Origin of the sequence: uncultured Nocardioides sp., assembly GCF_902805925.1 — a bacterium.
In the GTDB taxonomy this organism is placed as follows: domain Bacteria; phylum Actinomycetota; class Actinomycetes; order Propionibacteriales; family Nocardioidaceae; genus Nocardioides.
Genome location: NZ_CADCUP010000070.1, coordinates 14,703 through 36,163 on the forward strand (window position 1 = coordinate 14,703; position 21,461 = coordinate 36,163).

24 protein-coding genes and 1 riboswitch are annotated in these 21,461 nt (G+C 74.1%); of the genes, 19 read left to right on the top strand and 5 right to left on the bottom strand.

The window, feature by feature from the left end; translation table 11 throughout:
- Nucleotides 1-21 precede the first annotated feature (21 nt).
- Both metK and QZX64_RS04910 read left to right on the top strand, forming a co-directional pair.
- Complete coding sequence (gene metK / locus QZX64_RS04905) at nt 22-1,212, top strand: methionine adenosyltransferase (protein ID WP_295657460.1); 1,191 nt, start codon at nt 22-24, stop codon at nt 1,210-1,212.
- A 71-nt stretch (nt 1,213-1,283) separates the two neighbouring features.
- Nucleotides 1,284-3,320: a primosomal protein N' gene (locus QZX64_RS04910; RefSeq protein WP_295657462.1), complete on the top strand. Its 2,037-nt coding sequence runs from the start codon at nt 1,284-1,286 to the stop codon at nt 3,318-3,320.
- A 12-nt stretch (nt 3,321-3,332) separates the two neighbouring features.
- Here QZX64_RS04910 and QZX64_RS04915 read toward each other — a convergent pair whose 3' ends face one another.
- The gene (locus QZX64_RS04915; protein WP_295657464.1) at nt 3,333-4,184 is read right to left on the bottom strand and encodes an ABC transporter permease; all 852 of its coding nucleotides are present in this window, start codon (nt 4,182-4,184) and stop codon (nt 3,333-3,335) included.
- Nucleotides 4,181-5,098: an ABC transporter ATP-binding protein gene (locus QZX64_RS04920; RefSeq protein WP_295657465.1), complete on the bottom strand. Its 918-nt coding sequence runs from the start codon at nt 5,096-5,098 to the stop codon at nt 4,181-4,183. The genes QZX64_RS04915 and QZX64_RS04920 overlap by 4 nt, the downstream gene beginning before the upstream one ends.
- Nucleotides 5,099-5,194: 96 nt before the next feature.
- Between QZX64_RS04920 and QZX64_RS04925 the strand changes: the two genes are divergently transcribed.
- The 6 genes from QZX64_RS04925 (at nt 5,195) to QZX64_RS04950 (ending at nt 10,405) form a co-directional block, all read left to right on the top strand.
- Nucleotides 5,195-5,950: a TetR/AcrR family transcriptional regulator gene (locus QZX64_RS04925; RefSeq protein ID WP_295657466.1), complete on the top strand. Its 756-nt coding sequence runs from the start codon at nt 5,195-5,197 to the stop codon at nt 5,948-5,950.
- A gap of 38 nt (nt 5,951-5,988) precedes the next feature.
- Nucleotides 5,989-6,531, top strand: coding sequence for a peptide deformylase (gene def, locus QZX64_RS04930; RefSeq protein ID WP_295657468.1), 543 nt, complete (start codon nt 5,989-5,991; stop codon nt 6,529-6,531).
- Between the two features lie 37 nt (nt 6,532-6,568).
- Nucleotides 6,569-7,513 (top strand): methionyl-tRNA formyltransferase, encoded by a 945-nt coding sequence (fmt, locus tag QZX64_RS04935; RefSeq protein WP_295657470.1) that lies wholly within the window; start codon nt 6,569-6,571, stop codon nt 7,511-7,513.
- Nucleotides 7,510-7,935: an MmcQ/YjbR family DNA-binding protein gene (locus QZX64_RS04940; RefSeq protein WP_295657471.1), complete on the top strand. Its 426-nt coding sequence runs from the start codon at nt 7,510-7,512 to the stop codon at nt 7,933-7,935. Before fmt ends, QZX64_RS04940 begins: the two co-directional genes overlap by 4 nt.
- Entirely contained in the window at nt 7,932-9,281 is a 1,350-nt protein-coding gene (locus QZX64_RS04945) for an RsmB/NOP family class I SAM-dependent RNA methyltransferase (RefSeq protein ID WP_295657472.1), read from the top strand. The genes QZX64_RS04940 and QZX64_RS04945 overlap by 4 nt, the downstream gene beginning before the upstream one ends.
- Nucleotides 9,282-9,361: 80 nt before the next feature.
- Nucleotides 9,362-10,405, top strand: coding sequence for a hypothetical protein (locus QZX64_RS04950; RefSeq protein ID WP_295657473.1), 1,044 nt, complete (start codon nt 9,362-9,364; stop codon nt 10,403-10,405).
- 13 nt (nt 10,406-10,418) lie between these two features.
- On the opposite strand, the gene QZX64_RS04955 is transcribed toward QZX64_RS04950, so the two are convergent.
- Nucleotides 10,419-11,135, bottom strand: a complete 717-nt coding sequence (locus tag QZX64_RS04955) for an AAA family ATPase (RefSeq protein WP_295657474.1) — start codon at nt 11,133-11,135, stop codon at nt 10,419-10,421.
- Nucleotides 11,136-11,168: 33 nt separating this feature from the next.
- On the opposite strand from QZX64_RS04955, the gene ligD reads away from it, so the two are divergent.
- The 3 genes from ligD to rpe all read left to right on the top strand — a co-directional run bounded on the left by ligD (nt 11,169) and on the right by rpe (nt 13,844).
- Nucleotides 11,169-12,128, top strand: coding sequence for a non-homologous end-joining DNA ligase (gene ligD, locus QZX64_RS04960; RefSeq protein ID WP_295657475.1), 960 nt, complete (start codon nt 11,169-11,171; stop codon nt 12,126-12,128).
- A 63-nt stretch (nt 12,129-12,191) separates the two neighbouring features.
- Nucleotides 12,192-13,154: a lipid kinase gene (locus QZX64_RS04965; protein WP_295657476.1), complete on the top strand. Its 963-nt coding sequence runs from the start codon at nt 12,192-12,194 to the stop codon at nt 13,152-13,154.
- Between the two features lie 21 nt (nt 13,155-13,175).
- Nucleotides 13,176-13,844 (top strand): ribulose-phosphate 3-epimerase, encoded by a 669-nt coding sequence (gene rpe / locus QZX64_RS04970; RefSeq protein WP_295657477.1) that lies wholly within the window; start codon nt 13,176-13,178, stop codon nt 13,842-13,844.
- On the opposite strand, the gene QZX64_RS04975 is transcribed toward rpe, so the two are convergent.
- Nucleotides 13,828-14,388 carry a TetR family transcriptional regulator gene (locus QZX64_RS04975; RefSeq protein ID WP_295657478.1) on the bottom strand — a complete coding sequence of 187 codons (561 nt, stop codon included), beginning with the start codon at nt 14,386-14,388 and terminating at the stop codon, nt 13,828-13,830. The genes rpe and QZX64_RS04975 overlap by 17 nt on opposite strands.
- Nucleotides 14,389-14,573: 185 nt before the next feature.
- A riboswitch (FMN riboswitch) is annotated at nt 14,574-14,704 on the top strand.
- A gap of 103 nt (nt 14,705-14,807) precedes the next feature.
- On the opposite strand from QZX64_RS04975, the gene ribD reads away from it, so the two are divergent.
- The 8 genes from ribD to QZX64_RS05015 are packed head-to-tail and all read left to right on the top strand — an operon-like array spanning nt 14,808 to nt 20,462.
- Nucleotides 14,808-15,854, top strand: coding sequence for a bifunctional diaminohydroxyphosphoribosylaminopyrimidine deaminase/5-amino-6-(5-phosphoribosylamino)uracil reductase RibD (gene ribD / locus QZX64_RS04980; protein ID WP_295657479.1), 1,047 nt, complete (start codon nt 14,808-14,810; stop codon nt 15,852-15,854).
- Nucleotides 15,854-16,456, top strand: a complete 603-nt coding sequence (locus QZX64_RS04985; protein ID WP_295657480.1) for a riboflavin synthase — start codon at nt 15,854-15,856, stop codon at nt 16,454-16,456. The genes ribD and QZX64_RS04985 overlap by 1 nt, the downstream gene beginning before the upstream one ends.
- Nucleotides 16,456-17,133 carry a nicotinamide riboside transporter PnuC gene (gene pnuC, locus QZX64_RS04990; RefSeq protein ID WP_295657481.1) on the top strand — a complete coding sequence of 226 codons (678 nt, stop codon included), beginning with the start codon at nt 16,456-16,458 and terminating at the stop codon, nt 17,131-17,133. The genes QZX64_RS04985 and pnuC overlap by 1 nt, the downstream gene beginning before the upstream one ends.
- Complete coding sequence (locus QZX64_RS04995; protein ID WP_295657482.1) at nt 17,130-18,374, top strand: bifunctional 3,4-dihydroxy-2-butanone-4-phosphate synthase/GTP cyclohydrolase II; 1,245 nt, start codon at nt 17,130-17,132, stop codon at nt 18,372-18,374. The genes pnuC and QZX64_RS04995 overlap by 4 nt, the downstream gene beginning before the upstream one ends.
- Nucleotides 18,371-18,859 carry a 6,7-dimethyl-8-ribityllumazine synthase gene (gene ribH, locus QZX64_RS05000; RefSeq protein WP_295657483.1) on the top strand — a complete coding sequence of 163 codons (489 nt, stop codon included), beginning with the start codon at nt 18,371-18,373 and terminating at the stop codon, nt 18,857-18,859. Before QZX64_RS04995 ends, ribH begins: the two co-directional genes overlap by 4 nt.
- 44 nt (nt 18,860-18,903) lie before the next feature.
- Nucleotides 18,904-19,167 carry a phosphoribosyl-ATP diphosphatase gene (locus tag QZX64_RS05005; protein ID WP_295657484.1) on the top strand — a complete coding sequence of 88 codons (264 nt, stop codon included), beginning with the start codon at nt 18,904-18,906 and terminating at the stop codon, nt 19,165-19,167.
- A 7-nt stretch (nt 19,168-19,174) separates the two neighbouring features.
- Complete coding sequence (hisG, locus tag QZX64_RS05010) at nt 19,175-20,026, top strand: ATP phosphoribosyltransferase (protein WP_295657485.1); 852 nt, start codon at nt 19,175-19,177, stop codon at nt 20,024-20,026.
- Complete coding sequence (locus QZX64_RS05015; RefSeq protein ID WP_295657486.1) at nt 20,010-20,462, top strand: PH domain-containing protein; 453 nt, start codon at nt 20,010-20,012, stop codon at nt 20,460-20,462. The genes hisG and QZX64_RS05015 overlap by 17 nt, the downstream gene beginning before the upstream one ends.
- Nucleotides 20,463-20,478: 16 nt before the next feature.
- Here QZX64_RS05015 and QZX64_RS05020 read toward each other — a convergent pair whose 3' ends face one another.
- Nucleotides 20,479-21,390 carry an aldose 1-epimerase family protein gene (locus QZX64_RS05020; RefSeq protein WP_295657487.1) on the bottom strand — a complete coding sequence of 304 codons (912 nt, stop codon included), beginning with the start codon at nt 21,388-21,390 and terminating at the stop codon, nt 20,479-20,481.
- Nucleotides 21,391-21,461 lie beyond the last annotated feature (71 nt).

Genomic DNA, 21,461 nt, shown 5'->3' on the forward strand with positions numbered 1-21,461 from the left:
ACCGATCGGGAGCAGTGCACCGTGCAAGGACGTCTTTTCACCTCTGAGTCGGTGACCGAGGGTCACCCCGACAAGATCGCTGACCAGATCAGCGACTCCGTCCTCGACGCGATGCTGGAGCAGGACCCCCACAGCCGCGTCGCGGTCGAGACCCTGCTCACCACCGGTCTGGTGGTGGTGGCCGGCGAGGTGACCACGAGCGGGTACGTCGACATCAAGCAGAAGGTGCGCGAGCGCATCCTGGACATCGGCTACGACTCCTCCCTCAAGGGCTTCGACGGCCACTCGTGCGGCGTCATGGTCGCCATCGGCGGCCAGTCCGGCGACATCGCGCAGGGCGTCGACACCGGCCAGGAGAGCCGCACCGGCTCGGTGGACGCGATGGACAAGCAGGGCGCCGGCGACCAGGGCCTGATGTTCGGCTACGCCTGCGACGACACCGACGTGCTGATGCCGCTGCCCATCGTCGTCGCCCAGCGCCTCGCCGAGCAGCTCAGCGCGGTGCGCAAGGACGGCACGCTCGACTACCTGCGTCCCGACGGCAAGACCCAGGTCACCATCGAGTACGACGCGGAGAACCGGCCGGTGCGCATCGACACCGTCGTGCTGTCCACCCAGCACACCGAGGACACCGAGCTCGACGGCCTCGAGGCCGACATCAAGAAGCACGTCATCGACCCGGTGCTCGACACCTTCTCGCTGCCCTCCGAGGGCTACCGGCTGCTCGTGAACCCCACCGGCCGCTTCGTCGTCGGCGGCCCGATGGGCGACGCCGGCCTGACCGGGCGCAAGATCATCGTCGACACCTACGGCGGCATGGCGCGCCATGGCGGCGGCGCCTTCTCCGGCAAGGACCCCTCGAAGGTCGACCGCTCCGCGGCGTACGCCATGCGCTGGGTGGCCAAGAACGTCGTGGCCGCGGGGCTGGCGCGTCGCTGCGAGGCGCAGGTCGCCTACGCCATCGGCAAGGCGCACCCCGTCGGCGTGTTCATCGAGACCTTCGGCACCGGCACCGTCTCCGACGCCAGGATCCAGGAGGCCGTGCTCGAGGTCTTCGACCTCCGGCCCGCCGCGATCATCCGCGACCTCGACCTGCTGCGCCCGATCTACGCCAAGACCGCGGCGTACGGCCACTTCGGCCGCGAGCTGCCGGAGTTCACCTGGGAGCGCACCGACCGCGTCGAGGCGCTCAAGGCGGCCGTCGGCGCCTGATCCGCCCGGCCCCGCGGCGCTCGGGACCGGTGCCCCGGGCGGTGTCAGCGGCCGCTGGTAGACATCAGCCCATGACGGCGACCGAGGACCACGCGGGCGGGCCGGGCGACATGCTGCCCGGCCTGCGCGCCGTCGTCGACGACTCCCGCGCCAAGGCGGCGGCCACCCGCACCCGCCGGGCCGCCGAGGCCCAGCCGGCGGCGGTCGACCCGGTCGCCCGAGTGCTCGTCGACGTGCAGCTCGCCCACCTCGACCGACCCTTCGACTACACCGTGCCGGCCTCGATGGCGGAGTCGGCCGTGCCGGGTGCCCGGGTGAAGGTGCGCTTCGCCGGCCAGGACGTCGACGGCTTCGTCGTGGCGCGCGCGGCCGCGAGCGAGCACCCGGGACGGCTCGCGCCGCTGCGCCGCGTGGTGAGCGCCGAGCCGGTGCTGACCCCGGAGGTCGCCGCCCTGGTCGCGGCGGTGGCGGAGCGCTACGCGGGGTCGCGCTCGGACGTGCTGCGGCTGGCGGTGCCGCCCCGGCACGCCACCACCGAGAGGCAGCCGTCGCCACCTGCACCCCAGCTGGCGGCCGACCCGCCGGCGGCAGGCGAGGCGTGGTCGGCGCACGAGCACGCCGCCACGTTCCTCACCCACCTCGCCTCCGGCGGCGCGCCGCGCGCGGTGTGGAACCCGCCCCCGGGCGCCGACTGGCCGCTGCTGGTGGCCCATGCGGCGGCGCTGACGGTGGCGGGTGGCCGCGGCGTGCTGGTGTGCGTGCCCGACGGGCGCGACGTCGAGCGCGTCTCGGCCGCCCTCGACTCCGTGCTCGGCCCCGACCACCACGTCGCACTCACCGCCGACAGCGGTCCCGCCCAGCGATACCGGCAGTTCCTGCGGGTCTCCCGCGGTGCCGCGAGGGTGGTGGTGGGCACCCGGTCGGCGGCCTTCGCCCCTGTGCGCGACCTCGGCCTCGTGGTGATCTGGGACGACGGCGACGACCTGCACGCCGAGCCACGGGCGCCCTACCCCCACTCCCGCGAGGTGCTGCTGCTGAGGGCCGAGCAGCAGGGCACCGCCGCCCTGGTCGGCGGCTTCGCCCGCTCCTGCGAGGCCGACTACCTCCTGCGCACGGGGTGGGCGCGGCCGCTCGTCGCCTCCCGCGACCACGTGCGCGCGTCGGTGTCGGTCGCGGTCGTGCCCGGCGAGGACCGCGCGATCGCGACCCGCGTCCCCAGCGCGGTCCGCGACCTGGTCCGGTCCGCCCTCGAGCAGGGGCCCGTGCTGGTGCAGACGCCTCGCCACGGCTACGTCGCCTCGCTGGCGTGCGAGCGGTGCCGCACCCCCGCCCGCTGCCGCGTGTGCGCCGGACCGCTCCTGCTCGCCGGTCCTGCGTCGCCCCCGCACTGCCGCTGGTGCGGCCACCAGGAGCTCGGCTGGGCCTGCTCCGAGTGCGGCCACCGCGGGCTGCGCGCGCCGGTGCTGGGGGACGCACGCACCGCCGAGGAGCTCGGCCGGATGTTCCCGAGCACGACGCTCCGGACCTCGAGCGGCGACCACGTGCGCTCGAGCGTCGCCGACCGTCCCGAGATCGTGGTGGCGACGCCCGGTGCCGAGCCGGTGGCCGAGGGCGGCTACGCCGGCGTCGTGCTGCTCGACACCTGGCTGACGCTGGCCCGTGCCGACCTGCGCACCGACGAGGAGGCGCTGCGCCGGTGGCTGGGTGCCGCCGGGCTCGTGCGCCCGGGCGGCCGGGTCATCGCCGTGGGCGACCCCGCGCACCCGGCTCTCCAGGCGCTGGTGCGGTGGGACCCCGCCGGCTTCGCCGACCGGGAGAACGACCAGCGGCTCGCCACCCACCTGCCGCCCGCCGTCCGCCTGGCCACCGTCACCGGCGAGCCGGGCGCGGTCGACGACGCGCTGACGCTGCTCGCGCCCCCCGACGCGGCCGAGGTCCTGGGCCCGGTCCCCGTCGAGGGGGCGGGCTCCGGCGAGGTCCGGCTGGTGGTGCGGGTGCCCCGGGCCCTCGGTGCGTCCCTGTCGCACGCGCTGGGCGAGCTGCAGCGGGTCCGGTCGGCGCGCAAGCTCGACGCCGTCCGGGTGCAGGTCGACCCACCGACGTTGTGAGCCGCGCCGCCCTCAGCGCACCCACTGCAGCGAGGCGTCGCGGGCGGCCTCGACCTGCGACCCGGTCGAGCGCCGGGCCATCCGTCGCAGCACCAGCGGCGTGACCAGGGCCCCGACCACCGCCCACAGGCCGAGCACCCCGACGGTCTCCAGGGTGCGCCAGCTCTCACCCACCTCCAGCAGCCGGGCGTCGTCGGGCAGGAAGGCGGAGCGCATGCCGAGGGCGATCCAGTACATCGGGAAGCACTGCGCCAGCACCTCGACCCACCCCCACAGCTGCTGCACCGGCTGGAATATCCCCGAGATGCCCATCAGCCCCATCACCGGCAGCAGCCCCCAGGTGCCGACCTTCTGCGTGCTGGGCACCAGTGCGCCGATGACCATGCCGATCGGCATCGTCGCGAGCATGCCGAGCGCCAGGACCCACCCGAGCGTGAGCCACCCGGCCGGCTCGGCCATCAGGCCGTCGAAGAGCAGGAAGCCGGGCACCAGGATGACCAGCAGCTGCGGCAGCAGGCCGAGCGACTGGAAGAGCAGCTGCCCGGTGACGTAGCCGCGCAGCCCGTACGGGACCGCCCGGTGGCGCAGGAGGGTGCCGTCCTCCTTCTCCATCGCCAGCGTGTACGCCGGCCCCAGGACGACGCCGAACGCGATCAGGGCACCCAGGAGGCCGGGCAGGGTCACCGTCGGCAGCAGCAGGTCGGTGCCCTCGACGGGGGTGTCGCGCCGCAGGTACAGGTAGCCGAGCACGAGGCTGCCGGTGAAGAGGAAGTAGCCCTGGTCCTGGGTGCTGCGCAGGCTCTGGACGAACTCGGTCCAGCCCCGGCGCAGCCCCATCCGGACGGCGTGCGTCGTCGGGCTCACCGGGCCACCTCCGTGAAGAGCCGGGCGGCCGCGTCGCCCTGCCCCTCCTCGTGCCGCCGCACGAGCGAGAGGTAGGCGTCCTCGAGGCTGGCCCGGTGGACCTCGAGGTCGGTGACGGCGTCTCCGTGCTCGGCCAGCAGCAGCCGCACGAACGCCGTGCCGTCGACCACCGAGGACGCGTGCCGCTCGCCGCCGAGGCGCCACCTCACCTGTGCCTCGCCCTCCACGCGCGCGGCCAGGCCGTCGACCGTGTCGTCGGCGACGATGCGCCCGCCGGCGAGCACCACCACCCGGTCGGCGAGCTTCTCCGCCTCGTCGAGGTCGTGGGTCGTGAGCAGGATCGTCGTGCCCTCGGCGGCCGAGAGACGGCGCACCAGGTCGTGGAACTCGTGGCGCGCCTGCGGGTCGTAGCCGGCGGTCGGCTCGTCGAGGAAGAGCAGCTCCGGGCGCCCCACGATGCCGATCGCCACGTCGAGCCGACGCCGCTGCCCGCCGGAGAGCGTCGCCACCTTGCGGTCCGCCAGGTCGGTGAGGCCGACCGTCTCCAGCAGCAGGTCGACGTCGTGCGGCCGCCGCCGCTCGGGGGTGGACCACGGCTCGAAGTAGCCGCCGAGGTGGGTCAGCAGCCGGCGCGGCGTCCACCGCGGGTGGTCGCGCCACGACTGCAGGACCACGCCGGTGCGAGCCCGCCAGTCCTCGGTCGCCCGGGCCGGGTCCTGGCCCAGCACGGTGACCTCGCCCGCCGACCGGGTGCGGAACCCCTCCAGGATCTCGATGGTGGTCGTCTTCCCCGCCCCGTTCGGGCCGAGCAGGCACACCACCTCGCCGGCCCGGACGTCGAGGTCGACACCCGTGAGCACGTCGGTCTCGCCGTACCTCATCCGCAGGTCGCGGACCCGCACCACCTCGTCCATGCGTCCTCCCGCCTCGTCCCGGTCGCGTTCGAGTACACTGTACGCCAGCGAGCGTACGCCATACGCAGTTCCCGACGCCAGAGTGAGATGACCGTGATGGAGCAGGCACACAGTGGCGGCGGGGACATCAACCGCAGCCTCGCCCTCATGTGGGGGCACGACGACCGGTCCGGCACCCCGGGCCCGAAGCCGCGGCTGTCGCTGCCCGCGATCGTGGCGCAGGCCGTCACGGTCGCCGACGCCGAGGGGCTCGACGCGGTGTCGATGCGGCGCGTGGCCGCGGACCTCGGGGTGGGGACCATGTCGCTCTACCGCTACGTGCCGGGCAAGGAGGAGCTGCTCGACCTGATGATCGAGCACGTGAGCGCCGTGCCCGAGGACGCACGCCTCGGCGACGACTGGCGCACGTCCATGGGGACATTGGGCCGCGCGATGTGGGAGCTCCACACGACGCACCGCTGGCTGCCCCTGGTCGACCAGGCCCGGCCGCTGCTGGGGCCCAACGGGCTGCGGGGCCTCGAGGTCGCGCTGGCGGGCCTCGTGGGCACCGGGCTGTCGGGCCAGGAGCAGGTGGGCCTCGTGCGGGCCATCGACGCCTTCGCCCAGAGCGCCGCCCGCACGCACAACAGCGCTGCGACGGCCGAGCAGCTGACCGGCCTGAGCAACGAGGAGTTCTGGAAGGTGCAGGAGCCGGTCTTCAGTGCGGCCATGCGGTCGGGCGACTTCCCGCACCTGGCGTCGCTGGTGGACGAGTCGTTCGAGATGGAGGGCGAGCAGTTCTTCGAGCTCGGGCTGCGCCTGCTGCTCGACGGCGCCGGAGTGCTGGTCCGGGGCCGTGGCGGGGCTTCGTAGACTGGCCGCTCCGCCCACCCGAGGAGTTCCGCCGCACCATGGCCGTCCAACCCATCCGCCTCTTCGGTGACCCCGTCCTGCGCCGGCCGGCGGTCCCCGTCGTCGACTTCGACAAGGAGCTGCGCACGCTGGTCGCCGACCTCACCGACACGATGCTCGAGGCGCCCGGCGCCGGGCTGGCCGCGCCGCAGATCGGGGTGGGGCTGCGCGTGTTCACCTGGAACGTGCACGGCGAGGTCGGCCACCTGGTCAACCCCCGGCTGGAGCTGTCGACCGAGGAGCAGGACGGCGCGGAGGGGTGCCTCTCGCTGCCCGAGCTGACCTACGAGTGCCTGCGTGCGCTGTCGGTCATCGCCACCGGCTTCGACATGCACGGCGAGCCGGTGCGCATCGAGGGCTCCGACCTGCTGGCGCGGGCCATCCAGCACGAGACCGACCACCTCGACGGCGTGCTCTTCATCGACCGGCTCGACCCGGCCGCCCGCAAGGCGGCGATGAAGGAGATCCGCGAGTCGGAGTGGTTCGGCCTGCGGCCCACGGTCAGGGTCAGCCCGCACCCCACCCGGGGGCTGGCCCTGTGAGTGGTCCTGTGATCGGTCCTGTGATCGGCGAATGCCGATGAGGGTCGTCTTCGCCGGCACCCCGGAGGTCGCCGTACCCGCCCTCGACGCGGTCGCCGCCTCCCGCCACGAGCTCGTCGGCGTCGTGACGCGGCCCGACGCGCCGTCGGGACGCGGCCGCCGGCTGGTCGTCAGCCCGGTGGCCCGGCGGGCCGAGGAGCTGGGCGTCCCGGTCCTGCGGCCCGCGCACCCGCGCGACCCGGAGTTCCAGGCCCACCTCACCGCCCTGCGCCCCGACTGCTGCCCGGTGGTGGCCTACGGCGCCCTGCTGCCGCAGAGCGCGCTGGACCTCGCGCCGCACGGCTGGGTCAACCTGCACTTCTCGATCCTGCCCGCCTGGCGCGGTGCCGCGCCGGTGCAGCACGCGGTGTGGGCCGGTGACGAGATGACCGGCGCCACGACGTTCCGCATCGTCAAGGAGCTCGACGCCGGGCCGACGTTCGGGGTGATGACCGAGCGCGTCCGGCCGACCGACACCGCGGGCGACCTGCTCGCGCGCCTGGCCGAGGGTGGCGCCGGCCTGCTGGTCGCCACCCTCGACGGGATCGGGAGCGGCGACCTGGAGGCGCGTGAGCAGCCCTCGGACGGCGTCTCGTTCGCCCCCAAGATCCTGGTCGAGGACGCGGTGGTCGACTGGACCGGGCCCGCCGTCGGGGTCGACCGCACGGTCCGTGCGTGCACGCCCGCCCCGGGCGCCTGGACCACCCACGCGGGGGAGCGGCTGAAGCTCGGCCCGGTGACGGTGGTCGCCGACCACGAGCCGCTGCCGCCCGGCGAGGTCGCGGTCACCAAGAGCGCGGTGCACGTCGGCACCGCCACCGACGTGGTGCGCCTGGGCGAGGTGAAGGCGTTCGGGAAGAGGCAGATGCCCGCCGCCGACTGGGCGCGCGGCGTGCGGCTCGGGTCGGGCACCCGCCTCGGGGACGTCGAGGGCCGGGCATGAGCCGGCCGGCGCGGCCCGAGGACATCGACGACATCTGCCGCTCGCTGCCCGAGGTCGAGCTCGGCACCTCCTGGGGCGACCGGCCGACGTACAAGGTCCCCCAGGGGGACCGGGGCCGGGGGTTCCTGCTCTTCCGGATGCCGCACCCGACGGCGGTCGACCCCGTGACGGGGGAGATGTACGACGACCTGGTCGTCATCGTCACCCCGGGCGAGGCCGAGAAGGCGGCACTGGTCGAGGACCCCGGCACCCCGTTCTTCACCATCGACCACTTCAGCAGGACCAACGCCGTGCTGGTCCGGCAGAGCCGGCTCGGCGAGATCACCCGCGACGAGCTCGCCGAGGTCATCACCGACGCCTGGGCCACCCGGGCCCCGCGGCGTCTGGTCAGGCAGCACCTCGGCGAGGGCCCGACCCCGTGACGCCGCGTGCCCGCGTCGACCCCGCCCGGCTCGCGGCGTACGACGTCCTCAAGGCGGTCCGGGTGGACGACGCCTACACGAACCTGGTCCTCCCGCACGTGTTACGTGAGCACGGGCTGTCGGGCCGCGACGCGGCCTTCGTCACCGAGCTGGCCTCGGGCACGCTGCGCGGCCAGGGCACCTACGACGCGGTCATCGACTCCTGCCTGGACCGGCCCAGGCTCGAGGCGAAGGTGCGCGACGCCCTGCGGCTGGGCGTGCACCAGCTGCTCGGGATGCGGGTGCCCGACCACGCCGCGATCTCCACGACCGTCGACCTGGTGCGTGCCCGGGTGGGACAGGGTCCCGCCGGCCTCACGAACGCCGTGCTGCGCAAGGTCTCCCGCCACGACCTCGCCGGCTGGGTGCGCCGCCTGGCCCCCGACCCGACGACCGACCCGGTCGGCTACGCGGCCCTGGCGCACTCGCACCCGCGCTGGGTCGTGGAGGAGCTCACCCGTGCGGTCGGCCCCGACGAGGTCGACGCGCTGCTCACCGCCGACAACGAGCCGCCCCGGGTCGTGCTGGTGGCCCGGCCGGGGCGGGTCGACCGCGACGAGCTGCCGGGCACGCCCACGCCGCTCTCGCCGTACGGCGTGGTGCTGGAGTCGGGCGACCCCGGCGCCGTGCCGGCGGTGGCCGACGGCCGGGCGGGCGTGCAGGACGAGGGGTCGCAGCTGGTGGCGGTGGCCCTGGCGCGGGCCGGCGTCGAGGGCGACCGGCCCGAGAGGTGGCTGGACCTGTGCGCGGGTCCCGGCGGCAAGTCGGCCCTGCTCGCCGGGCTGGCCGCCGGCGTCGGTGCCGGGCTGGTGGCCGCCGAGCGCCAGCAGCACCGGTCGCGGCTGGTGCGCCGCAACCTCGCCGGTGCCGACGGGGTGCTCGGTGTGGTGACCGCCGACGGCACGGTGCCGCCGTGGTCGCCAGGCACGTTCGACCGGGTGCTCGTCGACGCCCCCTGCTCGGGCCTGGGCGCCCTGCGTCGGCGGCCCGAGGCACGCTGGCGCCGGAGCGCCACCGACGTGACGGACCTCGTGCCTCTGCAGGAGGCGCTGCTGGGGTCGGCCCTCGACAGCGTCCGGCCCGGGGGCGTGGTGCTCTACGCCACCTGCTCGCCGGTGCTCGCGGAGACCCGCGGCGTGGTGGAGGCGGTGCTGGCGCGGCGTACCGACGTGCGGCTCGAGGACGCCCGCGACCTCCTCCCCGGGATCGCCGGGTGCGACGGGCCGCTGGCGGGCACCGTGCAGCTGTGGCCGCACCGGCACCGCACCGATGCCATGTTCCTGGCGCTGCTGCGACGCGAGATGTAACCGGGATGTCACCCAAATCGGCCTTGGCAACCGCCCGGACGGATGGTGGTATGGGGGTCCAAGGAGCTCGGGGGAGTGTGATGAGGATCGTCGGTCGTCTGGTCGCGGCAGCAGCGGTCGCCTGTGCCGCGTCGGTGGCCCTGGTCGTGCCGGCCACCGCCGCCGCCGACACCCTCGTCGTGCCCGGCACCACCGCCCTCGACGACCGCACGTTCCTGACCTACGTGCCGTGCGCCGGCTTCTTCGGGGACGGCGCCACCCCGCCCGGCCTGCGCATCAACCGGGGCCCGCAGGCGCCCCCGCTGGGGCAGCGCAGCTTCGGGCTCGCAGTGGCGGACACCGGCACGGCGGCCGGGGTGGTGCGGCAGACCCTCTCGATGCAGCTGATGGGCCAGGTCTCGATGTCGGTGAACCCCGAGTCGGCGTCCACCGGGGTCGCCTACGCCTGGTACATCTCACCCGACCTCCCGGCCGGGCAGGCCTGGCTGGGCCGGGCCGAGCTGGAGGCGGCCCCCGGCTGGCAGCGGGTCGAGGTGTCGGCGGCGTCGTACACCTGGCGGGCCTACGACCTGGCGACCCGGCAGCCGCAGGGCTCGGCGAGCACCGCGTCGCTGCCCGACTTCATCGGCGGCCACGGTGACGGCCCCGGCTACGTGATGGCGGGCTTCGGCTGCAACGGCGCGTCCTTCAACCTCGACGCGGTCTCCTACGGGGGGTCGACCTTCGACCTCGAGGGGTTCGTCGCGACGACCAGCATCGCTGCCGACGATGCCGCTCCCGGGCGCCCGGTGACGCTGCGCGGCTGGTCCGAGCGGGACACCGGACGCCGTCTCGGCGACCCCCTGGTGCTGGAGCGCCTGGTGCCGGGCACGTCCCGCTGGGAGGCCGTCACCGGCCCGATCCTCGCCGGCGCCGACACGGTCGTGCGCACCACCGTCGCCCCCGAGGTGCCGACGCACTACCGCTGGCGGATGGGTGAGGCCGAGTACGCCGACGCCAACGTCAGCGAGCCCCTGCTCGTGGACGCCGTGACCGCGGAGGCGCCCGCGCAGGAGGGGTCGCAGTCACCGTCACCGTCACCGTCGCCGACCCCCGAGCAGACCGAGGACCCGCGCCGGCCCTGATGCGGCTCCTCGGTCAGACCAGGTGCCGCAGGTAGGCCTGCGGGCTGCTCAGGAAGCGGCGCCAGTGGTCGACGACGGCCAGGTCCTCCCACGCGGTCTCGCGCAGGCCCCACTCGCCGACCTCGAGGATCCGGGCGCCCGGCAGCGCGGCGAGCACGGGGGAGTGGGTGGCGCACAGCACCTGGCTGCCGCCGGCCACCAGCTCCAGCAGCGTGCCGACCAGGCTGAGGGTGGAGGTGAACGACAGGGCGGCCTCCGGCTCGTCGAGGCAGTAGAAGCCGGGGGAGTCGAAGCGGGTCGCCAGCACGCTGAGGAACGACTCGCCGTGGCTCATCTCGTGGAAGGCCGGGTCGTGGGAGCCGGGGTTCTGCTCGAGGAAGGTGTACCAGCCGTGCATGGTCTCGGCCCGCAGGAAGAAGCCCCACCGGCCCGAGCCGAGCCCGCGCCGCAGCCGCAGGGCCTGGCCCAGCGGCGACTCGCTGGGTCGCGTCGAGTGGTGGCCGTGACGGGTGCCGCCCTCCGGGGAGAGGCCGTAGGCGACCGCCACGCCCTCCACCAGCGTGGACTTGCCGCTGCCGTTCTCGCCTACCAGGAAGGTCACGCCGCGGCCGAGGTCGAGCCCCTCGTCGGCGACCTGGCGGACCGCGGGGACGGTCATCGGCCAGCTCCCCGGTGGCAGGCCCGGGCCGCCGGCCTCGATGCGCACCACCGGTGGCTGGTCGACGTCCATGGGCCCACGCTACGCACTCGCTACGTTGGTCTCGTGCCTTCGCCATTCACGGAGATCGAGGTCGACGACCGCGTCGTCAAGGTCACCAACCCCGACCGGGTGTACTTCCCGGAGTCCGGTGCCACGAAGCTCGACCTGGTCGAGTACTACCTCGGGGTCGGCCCCGGCATCGTGAACGCGCTCTTCGAGCGGCCGTGCATGCTGCACCGCTTCCCGAAGGGGCTGGCCGGTGACAAGGTCCACCAGAAGCGGCTGCCCGCGGGGGCGCCCGACTGGGTGGAGACCGTCGAGCTGTTCTTCCCGCGGTGGGGGCGCACCGCCGACGAGCTGTGCGTCACCGAGCTGGCCTCGGTGATCTGGGCGGTGCAGATGTCCACGGTGGAGTTCCATCCCTGGAACAGCCGCCGGGACGACACCGAGAAGCCCGACGAGTGGCGCATCGACCTCGACCCTGGCCCCGAGTGCGACTTCGCCACGGTGCAGCGGGTCGCCCACGTGGCGCACGAGGTGCTCGACGAGCTGGGTGCCGTCGGCTTTCCCAAGACCTCCGGCGGCTCGGGGATGCACGTCTACGTGCGCATCGCCCCCGACCACGGCTTCAAGACCGTACGCCGCGCCGCGCTCGCGTTCGCCCGTGAGGTCGAGCGACGTGCGCCCGAGGACGTCACCACGGCCTGGTGGCGCAAGGACCGCGACCCCGCCCACCTGTTCGTCGACTACAACCAGAACGCGCGCGACCACACCATCGCCGCGGCGTACTCCGTGCGCGGCTTCGGCGACGCGCGGGTCTCCGCACCCATCCGCTGGGACGAGGTCGACGACGTGTCGCCGCACGACTTCACGATCTTCACGATGCCCGAGCGCTTCGCCACCCTGGGCGACCTGCACGAGGAGATCGACGACCACGTCTTCGACATCGCGCCGCTGCTCGCGTGGGCCGAGCGCGACGACGCCGACGGCGCCGAGACGCCGGCCGAGCCGGAGGAGGAGTAGCCCACAGCGCACACCCAGCCGGCTCTCAGACTCCGCTCATCCACGCTGCCTACCGTGTCCGGCATGCCCAGCACCCCACCACGCCAGACCACCGTCGTCGTCAACCACGGGTCGCGTCGTGGCCGGGAGGCGCTCGCCGAGGTGTCGCGCCTGCTGGACGCCTCGCGCCTCGGCTCGGTCCAGGTGCTGCCGGTGGAGGCAGGCGGCGACCTGCGCGCCACGTTGCGCACCGCGCTGGCGGAGGGCCCCGACCTGCTGGTGGTGGGCGGCGGCGACGGGACCATCAGCTGCGCGGCCGACGTCGTGGCCGGCACGGACGTGGTGCTCGGGGTGCTGCCCTTGGGCACCGCCAACGACTTCGCCCGGACCCTGGAGGTGCCCACCGACCTGCCGGGCGCCGTGGGGACGCTGGTGAGCGGCAAGGTCGTCGACGTCGACCTGGGCCGCATCGACGGGCGGGCGTTCCTCAACGTCGCCTCGATCGGCCTGTCGGTGGGCGTCACCGAGCGGCTCACCCCGACCCTCAAGCGACGCCTCGGGCCGCTGGCGTACCCGGTCGCGACGCTGCTCGCCTACCGCCACCATGCGCCCTTCTCCGCCCGCCTCGAGCTCCCGGACGGCGAGGGCGAGGCGGTCGACCTCGACGACCTGCTCCAGGTCGCGGTGGGCAACGGTCGCCACTACGGCGGCGGCAACGCCGTCTCGCCGACGGCCTCCCTCGACGACCACCGGCTCGACGTCTACGCCATCGTGCGCGGGCGGCTCCACGAGCACGTCTCCATCGCCCGCCTGCTGCGCAGCGGGCACCTCATCGAGCACGAGCGGGTGCACCACGTCACCACCCGGCGGGTCCGGGTGGTCACCGACCCGCCGCTCCCGGTCAACCTCGACGGTGAGATCGTCACCACGACGCCTGCGACCTTCGAGGTGCAGCGCAACGCCCTCCACGTGATGGTGCCGCGGACCAGTGGGGCCGCCACGTTCGAGGGGCGCTCGCGAGGGGCCGGCAGCACTCCGCCCCTGTAGCCGGGCCCTAGACTCCGGCACGTGGGCATCCAGATCACGCCGAGCATCCTCAACGCCGACCCCGCGGCCCTCGGTGCCGAGCTGGCCCGGATCGGTTCCGCCGACTGGGTGCACGTCGACGTGATGGACAACCACTTCGTCCCCAACCTGACCTTCGGCCCGGCCATGGTCGAGGCGCTCGCCCGGTCGACGGACCTGCCGCTGGACGCGCACCTGATGATCGACGACGCCGACCGCAACGCCGCGGCGTACGTCGAGGCGGGCGCGGGGAGCGTCACGTTCCACGTGGAGGCCGCCCGGGCCCCGGTGCGGCTGGCGCGGGAGATCCGGTCGGCGGGTGCCCGCGCGTCGATGGCGCTGCGGCCCGCGACCCCGGTCGAGCCCTACGAGGAGCTGCTGCCCGAGCTCGACATGCTGCTGATCATGACCGTCGAGCCGGGCTTCGGCGGGCAGACGTTCCTCGACCTGTGCCTGCCGAAGATCCGCACGGCCCGGCGCCTGATGGAGAGGCACGGCGTCCAGACGTGGCTCCAGGTCGACGGGGGAGTCTCGCTGGAGACCATCGAGCGCTGCGCCGAGGCCGGTGCCGACGTCTTCGTCGCGGGCTCCGCGGTCTACTCCGCCGACGACCCCGACGCGATGGTCGCCGAGCTGCGCGCCCGGGCGCAGGCAGTCAGCCCGCCGAGCTGACCGGCGGGGCGGTGAGGTCGGCCGCCCGCGACGTCAGGAGGCGATGGGCGGTGTCGAGGTCGAGGGCGTCCTCGGGCGCGCAGACGGCGGCGAGCAGCCCGTCGACCAGGGCGTGCACCTCGCGTGCCTCGTGGGAGTCGCCCTCCCGCCCCAGGCAGATGGCCACGACGGTGCGTTCGCGTCGCCGGGCCTCGGCAAGGACCCGGCGGGTGCCGGGGTCGGAGCGGTGGACCTCCTGCCAGGCCAGCCACACGCGCGCCTCGAGCAGCTCCTCCTCGCGCTGCCGTGGCAGGAACGCCACGATGCCCCGACGCCTGCTCTCCACCCAGATCTCCTGCTCCCGGGCGCGGGCGGTGCGGTGCGCGGCGACCCGCATGATGTGCTCGCGGTTGCCGTACTGGTGCGCCAGCGAGCCGGTGCTGATGCCGGTGGCCCGGGCGAGCGCGCGCATCGTCACGCCGGTCGGGCCGTGCAGCCCGAGCAGGTGGTTGACGCCCCACGTCATGGTGTCGGCGCGGGACTGGGAGTCGACGAGTCTGGGCATGCGCCCAGCACAGCAGCACGCGCGGACAGCTGGGATCGGTGTCCACAGCCCCCCGCGGGAGGACGCGCTGCCGGCGAGCGAGGCCCCGGAGCACGACCCCGCCCATGAGACGCGGCACCCGTCCACGTGCCCGGCCTCGTGCGCGGGAATGGATCCGGCTGTGGGACGCTTGTGTCAGCAAGAGCTCGCGTGCTCTGGGGGCGGTGGAACTCCGCACCGGCGGTGAAAGTCCGCGACCCGGTCACCTCCAGTGACCGGTTGACCAGGTGGAACTCCTGGACCGACGGTCACAGTCCGGATGGAAAGACGCACGCAAGCGAGGCCTCGCGCCCGACCCCCGGAAGGGGCCGCGCGCGGTGACCCCGCTTCCACGCCCCCGCAGCGTCCGCGACCGGACCCGGGAGGCAGGTGGCAGTGGGATGAGCAGCAGCAGCGCCGAGCTGTCGGCGATGCGTCGCGCCCTGGAGCTGGCCGCGACCGCAGGGGTGCCGCTCGGACCCAACCCGCGCGTCGGCTGCGTCATCCTGGCCGACGACGGCACGCACCTCGCCGCCGGCCTCCACCGGGGCGCCGGCACCCCCCACGCGGAGGTCGACGCGCTCACCCGGGCCGGCGACGCCGCCCGCGGGGCGACGGCCGTGGTCACCCTGGAGCCCTGCGACCACACCGGCCGCACGGGCCCGTGCTCCCAGGCCCTCCTCGCCGCCGGCGTACGACGGGTGGTCTTCGCCCAGCCCGACACGACTCCCGCCGCCACCGGTGGGGCCGCCACGCTGCGCGCCGCGGGCGTCGAGGTCGAGGGCGGGGTCCTCAAGCAGGAGGCCCGGTCCCTGAACTCCGCCTGGACCTTCGCCGTCGACCACGGCCGTCCGTTCGTGACCTGGAAGTTCGCCACCACCCTCGACGGGCGCAGCGCCGCGGCCGACGGCACCTCGCGCTGGGTCTCCGGACGCGAGGCCCGCCGCGACACCCACCGGCTGCGCGCGCTCAGCGACGTGGTGCTCGTCGGCACGGGCACCGTCGCGGTCGACGACCCGCTGCTCACGGTGCGCGACGACGCCGACCGCCCCGTCCCCCACCAGCCGCTGCGGGTGGTCATGGGGGAGCGGTCCCTCGACGCCGGACGGAAGGTGCTCGGCGACGACGCCGAGACCCTGCACCTGCGCACCCGCGACCCGCAGGCCGTCCTCGAGGAGCTCTACGCCCGGGGCCGCCAGCACGTCTTCCTCGAGGGCGGGCCCACCGTGGCCGCGGCGTTCCTCCGCGCCGGCCTCGTCGACGAGGTGGTCGCCTACGTCGCCCCGATGCTCCTCGGCGCCGGCCGCGCCGCCGTCGGCGACCTCGCGATCACCACCATCGCCGACGCCCTGCGTCTCGCCATCACCGACGTCGCCCTGCTCGGGGAGGGCAGCGACGCCACCGTCCGCCTCACCCTGACCCCCACTGCCACACCGAAGGAGCACTGATGTTCACCGGAATCGTGGAGGAGCTCGGCACCGTCGCCGCGCTGGAGCGGCTCGACGCCGCCGCCCGCCTCACCATCGACTGCGGCCTGCTCGACGACGTACGCCCCGGCGACTCCATCTCCGTCAACGGCTGCTGCCTGACCGTCGTCCGGCACGACGACCGGCGCTGGACCGCCGACGTCATGCAGGAGACGCTCGACAAGACCGGCCTCGGGGCGCTGCACGAGGGCGACCGGGTCAACCTCGAGCGCGCCGTGCCCGCCTCCGCCCGCCTGGGCGGCCACATCGTCCAAGGCCACGTCGACGGCGTCGGCACGATCATCGCGCGGCGCCCGAGCGAGCACTGGGACCTCGTGGAGATCTCCCTGCCGTCCGGCCTCGCCCCGCTGCTCGTCGACAAGGGCTCGATCGCCGTCGACGGGGTCAGCCTGACCGTCGTCGAGGTCACCGACGACGCGTTCACCGTCTCGCTGATCCCCGAGACGCTCGCCCGCACCACCCTCGGCACCCGCGCGGTGGGCGAGCAGGTCAACCTCGAGGCCGACGTCCTCGCCAAGCACGTGGCCCGCCTCGTCACCGCCTACCTCCCCCAGGAGAACTGATGCTCGACTGGCTCCTCCACGGCACCATCCCCGTCGCGGGCGGCGCCCTCCTCGTGCGCGAGGTGGTCGGCAACCTGTTCGGCCTCGGCAGCGCGCTGCTCGGCATGAGGCGGCTGGTCTGGGCCTGGCCTGTCGGCCTGGTCGGCAACGTCCTGCTGTTCACCGTCTTCGTGTCCGGCGAGCTCAGCAACGCCAGCACCGACCCGCTCTGGGGCCAGGCCGGCCGCCAGGTCTTCTTCGCCGTCGTCAGCGTCTACGGCTGGTGGCGCTGGTCCACGGCCAGCCGCCACGGCGGTGCCGACGACGGCGGCGCCATCACCCCGCGCTGGGCGACCACGGCCGAGCGGCTCCAGCTGCTGGTCCTCGGCGTCGTGGGGTACGCCGTCGCCTACGCCGTCCTCACCCAGATCGGCTCCTACGGTCCGCCGACCGAGGCGTGGATCCTCGCCGGCTCCATGCTGGCGACGTACGGCATGGCGCGGGGCTGGGTGGAGTTCTGGCTCGTGTGGATGCTGGTCGACGTCGTGGGGGTCACGACGCTCATCAACGCCGGCTACTACCCGACAGCCGGCATGTACCTCTTCTACGCCTTCTTCGTCGTCGTCGGCTTCTTCGTCTGGTGGCGCGCCGAGCGCGAGTCGCACGCCCCGCAGCCCGACCGGGAGCTCGCCGCATGAGCATCCGGCTCGACACCGTGGAACGGGCCATCGCCGACATCGCCGCCGGCAGGGCCGTGGTCGTGGTCGACGACGAGGACCGTGAGAACGAGGGCGACATCATCTTCGCCGCGGCGAAGGCGACGCCGGAGCTGATGGCCTTCACGATCCGGTACTCCTCGGGAGTCATCTGCGTCCCGATGCCGGCCGCCATGCTCGACCGCCTCGAGGTTCCGCTGATGACCCCGCACAACAAGGACCGGCTGCGCACGGCGTACACCATCTCGGTCGACGCCCGCGCCGGCGTCACCACGGGCATCAGCGCCGCCGACCGTGCGCACACTGCCCGCGTGCTGGCAGACAGCGCGTCCGAGCCGAGCGACCTGACCCGGCCCGGCCACGTCTTCCCGCTGCGCTACCGCGACGGGGGCGTGCTGGTGCGCCGCGGCCACACCGAGGCCGCGGTCGACCTCGCCACGCTCGCAGGCCTCACCCCGGCCGGGGTGCTGGTGGAGGTCGTCAACGACGACGGCTCCATGAAGCGGGCCCCGGAGCTGCGGGAGTTCGCCGACGAGCACGGGCTGGCGATGATCTCCATCGAGGACCTGGTCCGCTACCGCCGCCGCCACGAGGTGCACGTCGAGCGGGTCGCCGAGACCCGGCTCCCCACCCGGCACGGCGACCTCACGGCGTACGGCTACCGCATCACCATCGACTCCTCCGAGCACGTCGCCCTCGTGTACGGCGACATCTCCGACGCCGCCGAGGTGCCCGTCCTGACCCGGGTGCACTCGGAGTGCCTGACCGGCGACGTGTTCGGCAGCCTGCGGTGCGACTGCGGACCCCAGCTCGACGAGGCTTTGGAGCGCATCGTGCAGGAGGGCCGCGGCGTCGTGGTCTACCTGCGCGGCCACGAGGGGCGCGGCATCGGGCTGGTCGCCAAGCTCCAGGCCTACGCCCTCCAGGACGGCGGCCGCGACACCGTGGACGCCAACCTCGACCTCAGCCTCCCCGCCGACGCCCGGCACTACGGCACCGCGACGCAGGTCCTGCGCGACCTCGGCGTCGGCTCGGTGCGGCTGATGACCAACAACCCGGACAAGACGACCGACCTCGAGGACTACGGTGTCCCCGTGGTCGAGCGGGTGCCGCTGACGCCGCGCCCCAACGACCACAACCTGGCCTACCTGCTGACCAAGCGCGACCGGATGGGCCACGACCTGCCAGCCGACCTCGACCACACCCTGGGAGTGCGACCGTGAGCGGAGCCGGAGCCCCGGACCAGCAGCCCCTCGACTGCCACGACCTGCGGGCGGCCATCGTGGCCGCCAGCTGGCACGAGCAGGTGATGGACGGCCTCGTCGCCGGGGCGCAGGAGGCGATGCGCCGCTACCGCGTCGAGGCGCCGACCCTGGTGCGCGTGCCCGGCACCTTCGAGCTGCCGGTCGTGGCCCAGGCGCTGGCCGCCCAGGGCTACGACGCCGTCGTCGCGCTCGGCGTGGTGATCCGCGGCGGCACCCCGCACTTCGAGTACGTCTGCAGCGCCGCCACCCAGGGCCTCACCCGGGTCGCGCTCGACCACCAGGTGGCCGTCGGCTTCGGCGTGCTCACCTGCGACACCGAGGAGCAGGCGCTCGACCGCGCCGGGCTCGAGGGCTCCCACGAGGACAAGGGCTACGAGGCCACCGCCGCGGCCCTGGCCACGGCCGTCGCCATCAAGAAGATCAAGCGCGGGTACGACGCCTGACACCGCGTCCGGCGGCGCCCCCACCACCGCCTAGGCTGAGCCCCGTGAAGACGTTCGAAGGGCTCTGGGACGAGCTGAGCGAGAAGGCCCGCACGCGACCCGAGGGGTCCGGCACCGTCCGTGAGCTCGATGCCGGCGTCCATGCGATCGGCAAGAAGCTGGTCGAGGAGGCCGCGGAGTCCTGGATGGCCGCCGAGCACGAGGGCAGGGACCGCGCGGCCGAGGAGATCAGCCAGCTGATCTACCACGCCCAGGTCCTGATGCTGGCCACCGGCCTCAGCCTCGACGACGTCTACGCCCACCTCTGAGGGACCCATGTCACTGCTCCGCATCGCCATCCCGAACAAGGGGTCGCTGTCGCAGGCGGCCACCGACATCCTGCGCGAGTCCGGCTACCGCCAGCGCACGGACTCCAAGGAGCTCACGCTCACCGACGCCGAGAACGGCGCCGACTTCTTCTACCTGCGCCCCCGCGACATCGCCCTGTACGTCGGCGAGGGCACCCTCGACGCCGGCATCACCGGGCGCGACCTGCTCCTCGACAGCGGCGCCAAGGCCGACGAGGTGATGTCACTGGGGTTCGGCCGCTCGCGCTTCCACTTCGCCGGTCCGGCCGGCGTCTACTCCGACGTCACCGACCTCGCGGGCCAGCGCATCGCGACGTCGTACACCGGGGTCGTGCGCCGGTTCCTCGAGCGGCGGGGGATCGAGGCGACCGTCACCCGGCTCGACGGGGCCGTCGAGACCAGCATCCAGCTCGGCGTGGCCGACGCCATCGCCGACGTGGTGGAGACCGGCAGCACCCTGAGGGCCGCCGGGCTGGAGACCTTCGGCGAGGTGGTCCTGGAGTCCGAGGCGGTGCTCATCACGCGCGCCGGGGCGCCGGCCCCCGACGGCTTCGAGGTGTTCCGCCGACGGGTCGAGGGCGTGCTCGTGGCGCGCAGCTACCTGATGATGGACTACGACATCGAGTCCGACCGTGTCGACGACGCCGTCGCGCTCGCCCCCGGTCTGGAGGGGCCGACCATCTCGCCGCTGCGCCGCGAGGGCTGGGTGGCGGTGCGGGTGATGGTGCCCCGGGCCGGCTCGCAGCGACTGCTGGACGACCTCTACGACCTCGGTGCCCGGGCGATCCTGCTGACCGACATCCATGCCTGCCGGCTCTGAGCCCGTCTCCCTGCCGCGGACCTGGCGCCCGCTGGGGGTGCGCCTGGCGGTGTCGTTCTTCGGCACGATGCTCCTCACTCTGTGCCTCTTCGCGTGGTTCGGCTTCGACCAGGAGACCCGCGACGAGTTCACGCCCTTCCAGCGCGGCACGATCGTGTTCTTCGTCCTCCTGGCCTTTGCCTGCGGACACGCGCTGGCACGCTCGCGCGTGCGCGCCACCACCGACCACCTGCTGGTGGTCAACGGCTACCGCAGCCGGCGCTACCAGTGGGCCGAGGTCGTGTCGGTGAACCTGCCGCAAGGCGCCCCGTGGGCGGTGATCGACCTCGCCGACGGCACGACCACGCCGGCGATGGGCATCCAGGGCTCCGACGGCGCCCGGGCCCGCAGGGCGGCGCGCGAGCTGCGCACGCTCGCCGACCGGCCGCACGCCTGAGCGGTCGCCGGAGCGGTCAGTCGAGCGCCCGGATGCCCCACGACACCGCGAGCTCCTCGCCCGGCTCCAGGGTCGCGAGGTCCTCGCCGGAGGCGAACGCGTTGGCGGGCGCGGTCATGGGCTCCACCGCGATCGCCCTGCGCGCCAGCTCCGGAACCGCCTCACCGGTGTAGAGCTGCAGCCAGCGGTGCCGTTCGTCGACCCACAGCGCCACCCCGTGGCCGGAGGTCCGGTCCCGCACCAGCACCGTGGCGCGTCCGTCGTCGTCGCGCTCGAGATCGGTGAAGGCGTCGTCGAGGCGGACCTGCCGCACGGGCCGGGCCACGCGGAAGTCGTGGTCGGTGTCGCCGACGTCCTCACGCCCCACCGGGATGAGCCGGTCGTCGACCAGACAGCGGGTGGCCGCCGGCAAGGTCAGCTCCCAGTCGTCGACGGGCCCGTCCCCGACGCGCAGGTAGGGATGGGCGCCGGAGGCGTACGGCGCCGCCGAGCCGGCGAGGTTGGTGGCCGACTGGGTGACGGTCAGCCCGTCAGCGGAGAGCACGTAGTGCACCCGCAGCTCGAGCAGCCACGGGTACCCGCTCTGCGCCATCAGCCGGTGCACCAGTGACACCGAGTGCGGGGCGTGCTCCTCCAGCGTCCACGACACCCACCGGGCCAGGCCGTGGGAGGCGTGACCGCGGGACGGCTCGGTGAGCGCGAGCTGGAGGTCGCGCCCCTGCCAGCGGTACCTGCCGTCGCGGAGCCGGTTGGGCCAGGGCATCAGCAGCTGGCCGCGGCCCCCGGACGACATCTCGTCCTCACCGAAGCCGGCCACCAGGGGCCGGCCGTGCTGCTCGAGCACCCGCAGTGCGGCTCCGCCCTCCGTCACCACGGCGCGGTAGCCCGCGCCGCTGATCTCGAACTGGTCTCCCGTCGGCGCCACCATGGCTCCAACCTAGGGGGCCGGCCGGCGGGTGGCGTGACGCCATGCCTGCGCCGGTACCTGCCCGCGAGCGC

Excerpts from the sequence above, each read along its gene's own strand:
- QZX64_RS04910 (WP_295657462.1), top strand. The coding sequence starts at position 1,284 with ATGACGGCGACCGAGGACCACGCGGGCGGGCCGGGCGACATGCTGCCC.
- QZX64_RS04920 (WP_295657465.1), bottom strand. The coding sequence starts at position 5,098 with ATGGACGAGGTGGTGCGGGTCCGCGACCTGCGGATGAGGTACGGCGAG.
- QZX64_RS04925 (WP_295657466.1), top strand. The coding sequence starts at position 5,195 with ATGGAGCAGGCACACAGTGGCGGCGGGGACATCAACCGCAGCCTCGCC.
- def (WP_295657468.1), top strand. The coding sequence starts at position 5,989 with ATGGCCGTCCAACCCATCCGCCTCTTCGGTGACCCCGTCCTGCGCCGG.
- fmt (WP_295657470.1), top strand. The coding sequence starts at position 6,569 with ATGAGGGTCGTCTTCGCCGGCACCCCGGAGGTCGCCGTACCCGCCCTC.
- QZX64_RS04940 (WP_295657471.1), top strand. The coding sequence starts at position 7,510 with ATGAGCCGGCCGGCGCGGCCCGAGGACATCGACGACATCTGCCGCTCG.
- QZX64_RS04950 (WP_295657473.1), top strand. The coding sequence starts at position 9,362 with ATGAGGATCGTCGGTCGTCTGGTCGCGGCAGCAGCGGTCGCCTGTGCC.
- QZX64_RS04955 (WP_295657474.1), bottom strand. The coding sequence starts at position 11,135 with ATGGACGTCGACCAGCCACCGGTGGTGCGCATCGAGGCCGGCGGCCCG.
- QZX64_RS04965 (WP_295657476.1), top strand. The coding sequence starts at position 12,192 with ATGCCCAGCACCCCACCACGCCAGACCACCGTCGTCGTCAACCACGGG.
- QZX64_RS04975 (WP_295657478.1), bottom strand. The coding sequence starts at position 14,388 with ATGCCCAGACTCGTCGACTCCCAGTCCCGCGCCGACACCATGACGTGG.
- ribD (WP_295657479.1), top strand. The coding sequence starts at position 14,808 with ATGAGCAGCAGCAGCGCCGAGCTGTCGGCGATGCGTCGCGCCCTGGAG.
- QZX64_RS04985 (WP_295657480.1), top strand. The coding sequence starts at position 15,854 with ATGTTCACCGGAATCGTGGAGGAGCTCGGCACCGTCGCCGCGCTGGAG.
- pnuC (WP_295657481.1), top strand. The coding sequence starts at position 16,456 with ATGCTCGACTGGCTCCTCCACGGCACCATCCCCGTCGCGGGCGGCGCC.
- QZX64_RS04995 (WP_295657482.1), top strand. The coding sequence starts at position 17,130 with ATGAGCATCCGGCTCGACACCGTGGAACGGGCCATCGCCGACATCGCC.
- hisG (WP_295657485.1), top strand. The coding sequence starts at position 19,175 with ATGTCACTGCTCCGCATCGCCATCCCGAACAAGGGGTCGCTGTCGCAG.
- QZX64_RS05015 (WP_295657486.1), top strand. The coding sequence starts at position 20,010 with ATGCCTGCCGGCTCTGAGCCCGTCTCCCTGCCGCGGACCTGGCGCCCG.
- QZX64_RS05020 (WP_295657487.1), bottom strand. The coding sequence starts at position 21,390 with ATGGTGGCGCCGACGGGAGACCAGTTCGAGATCAGCGGCGCGGGCTAC.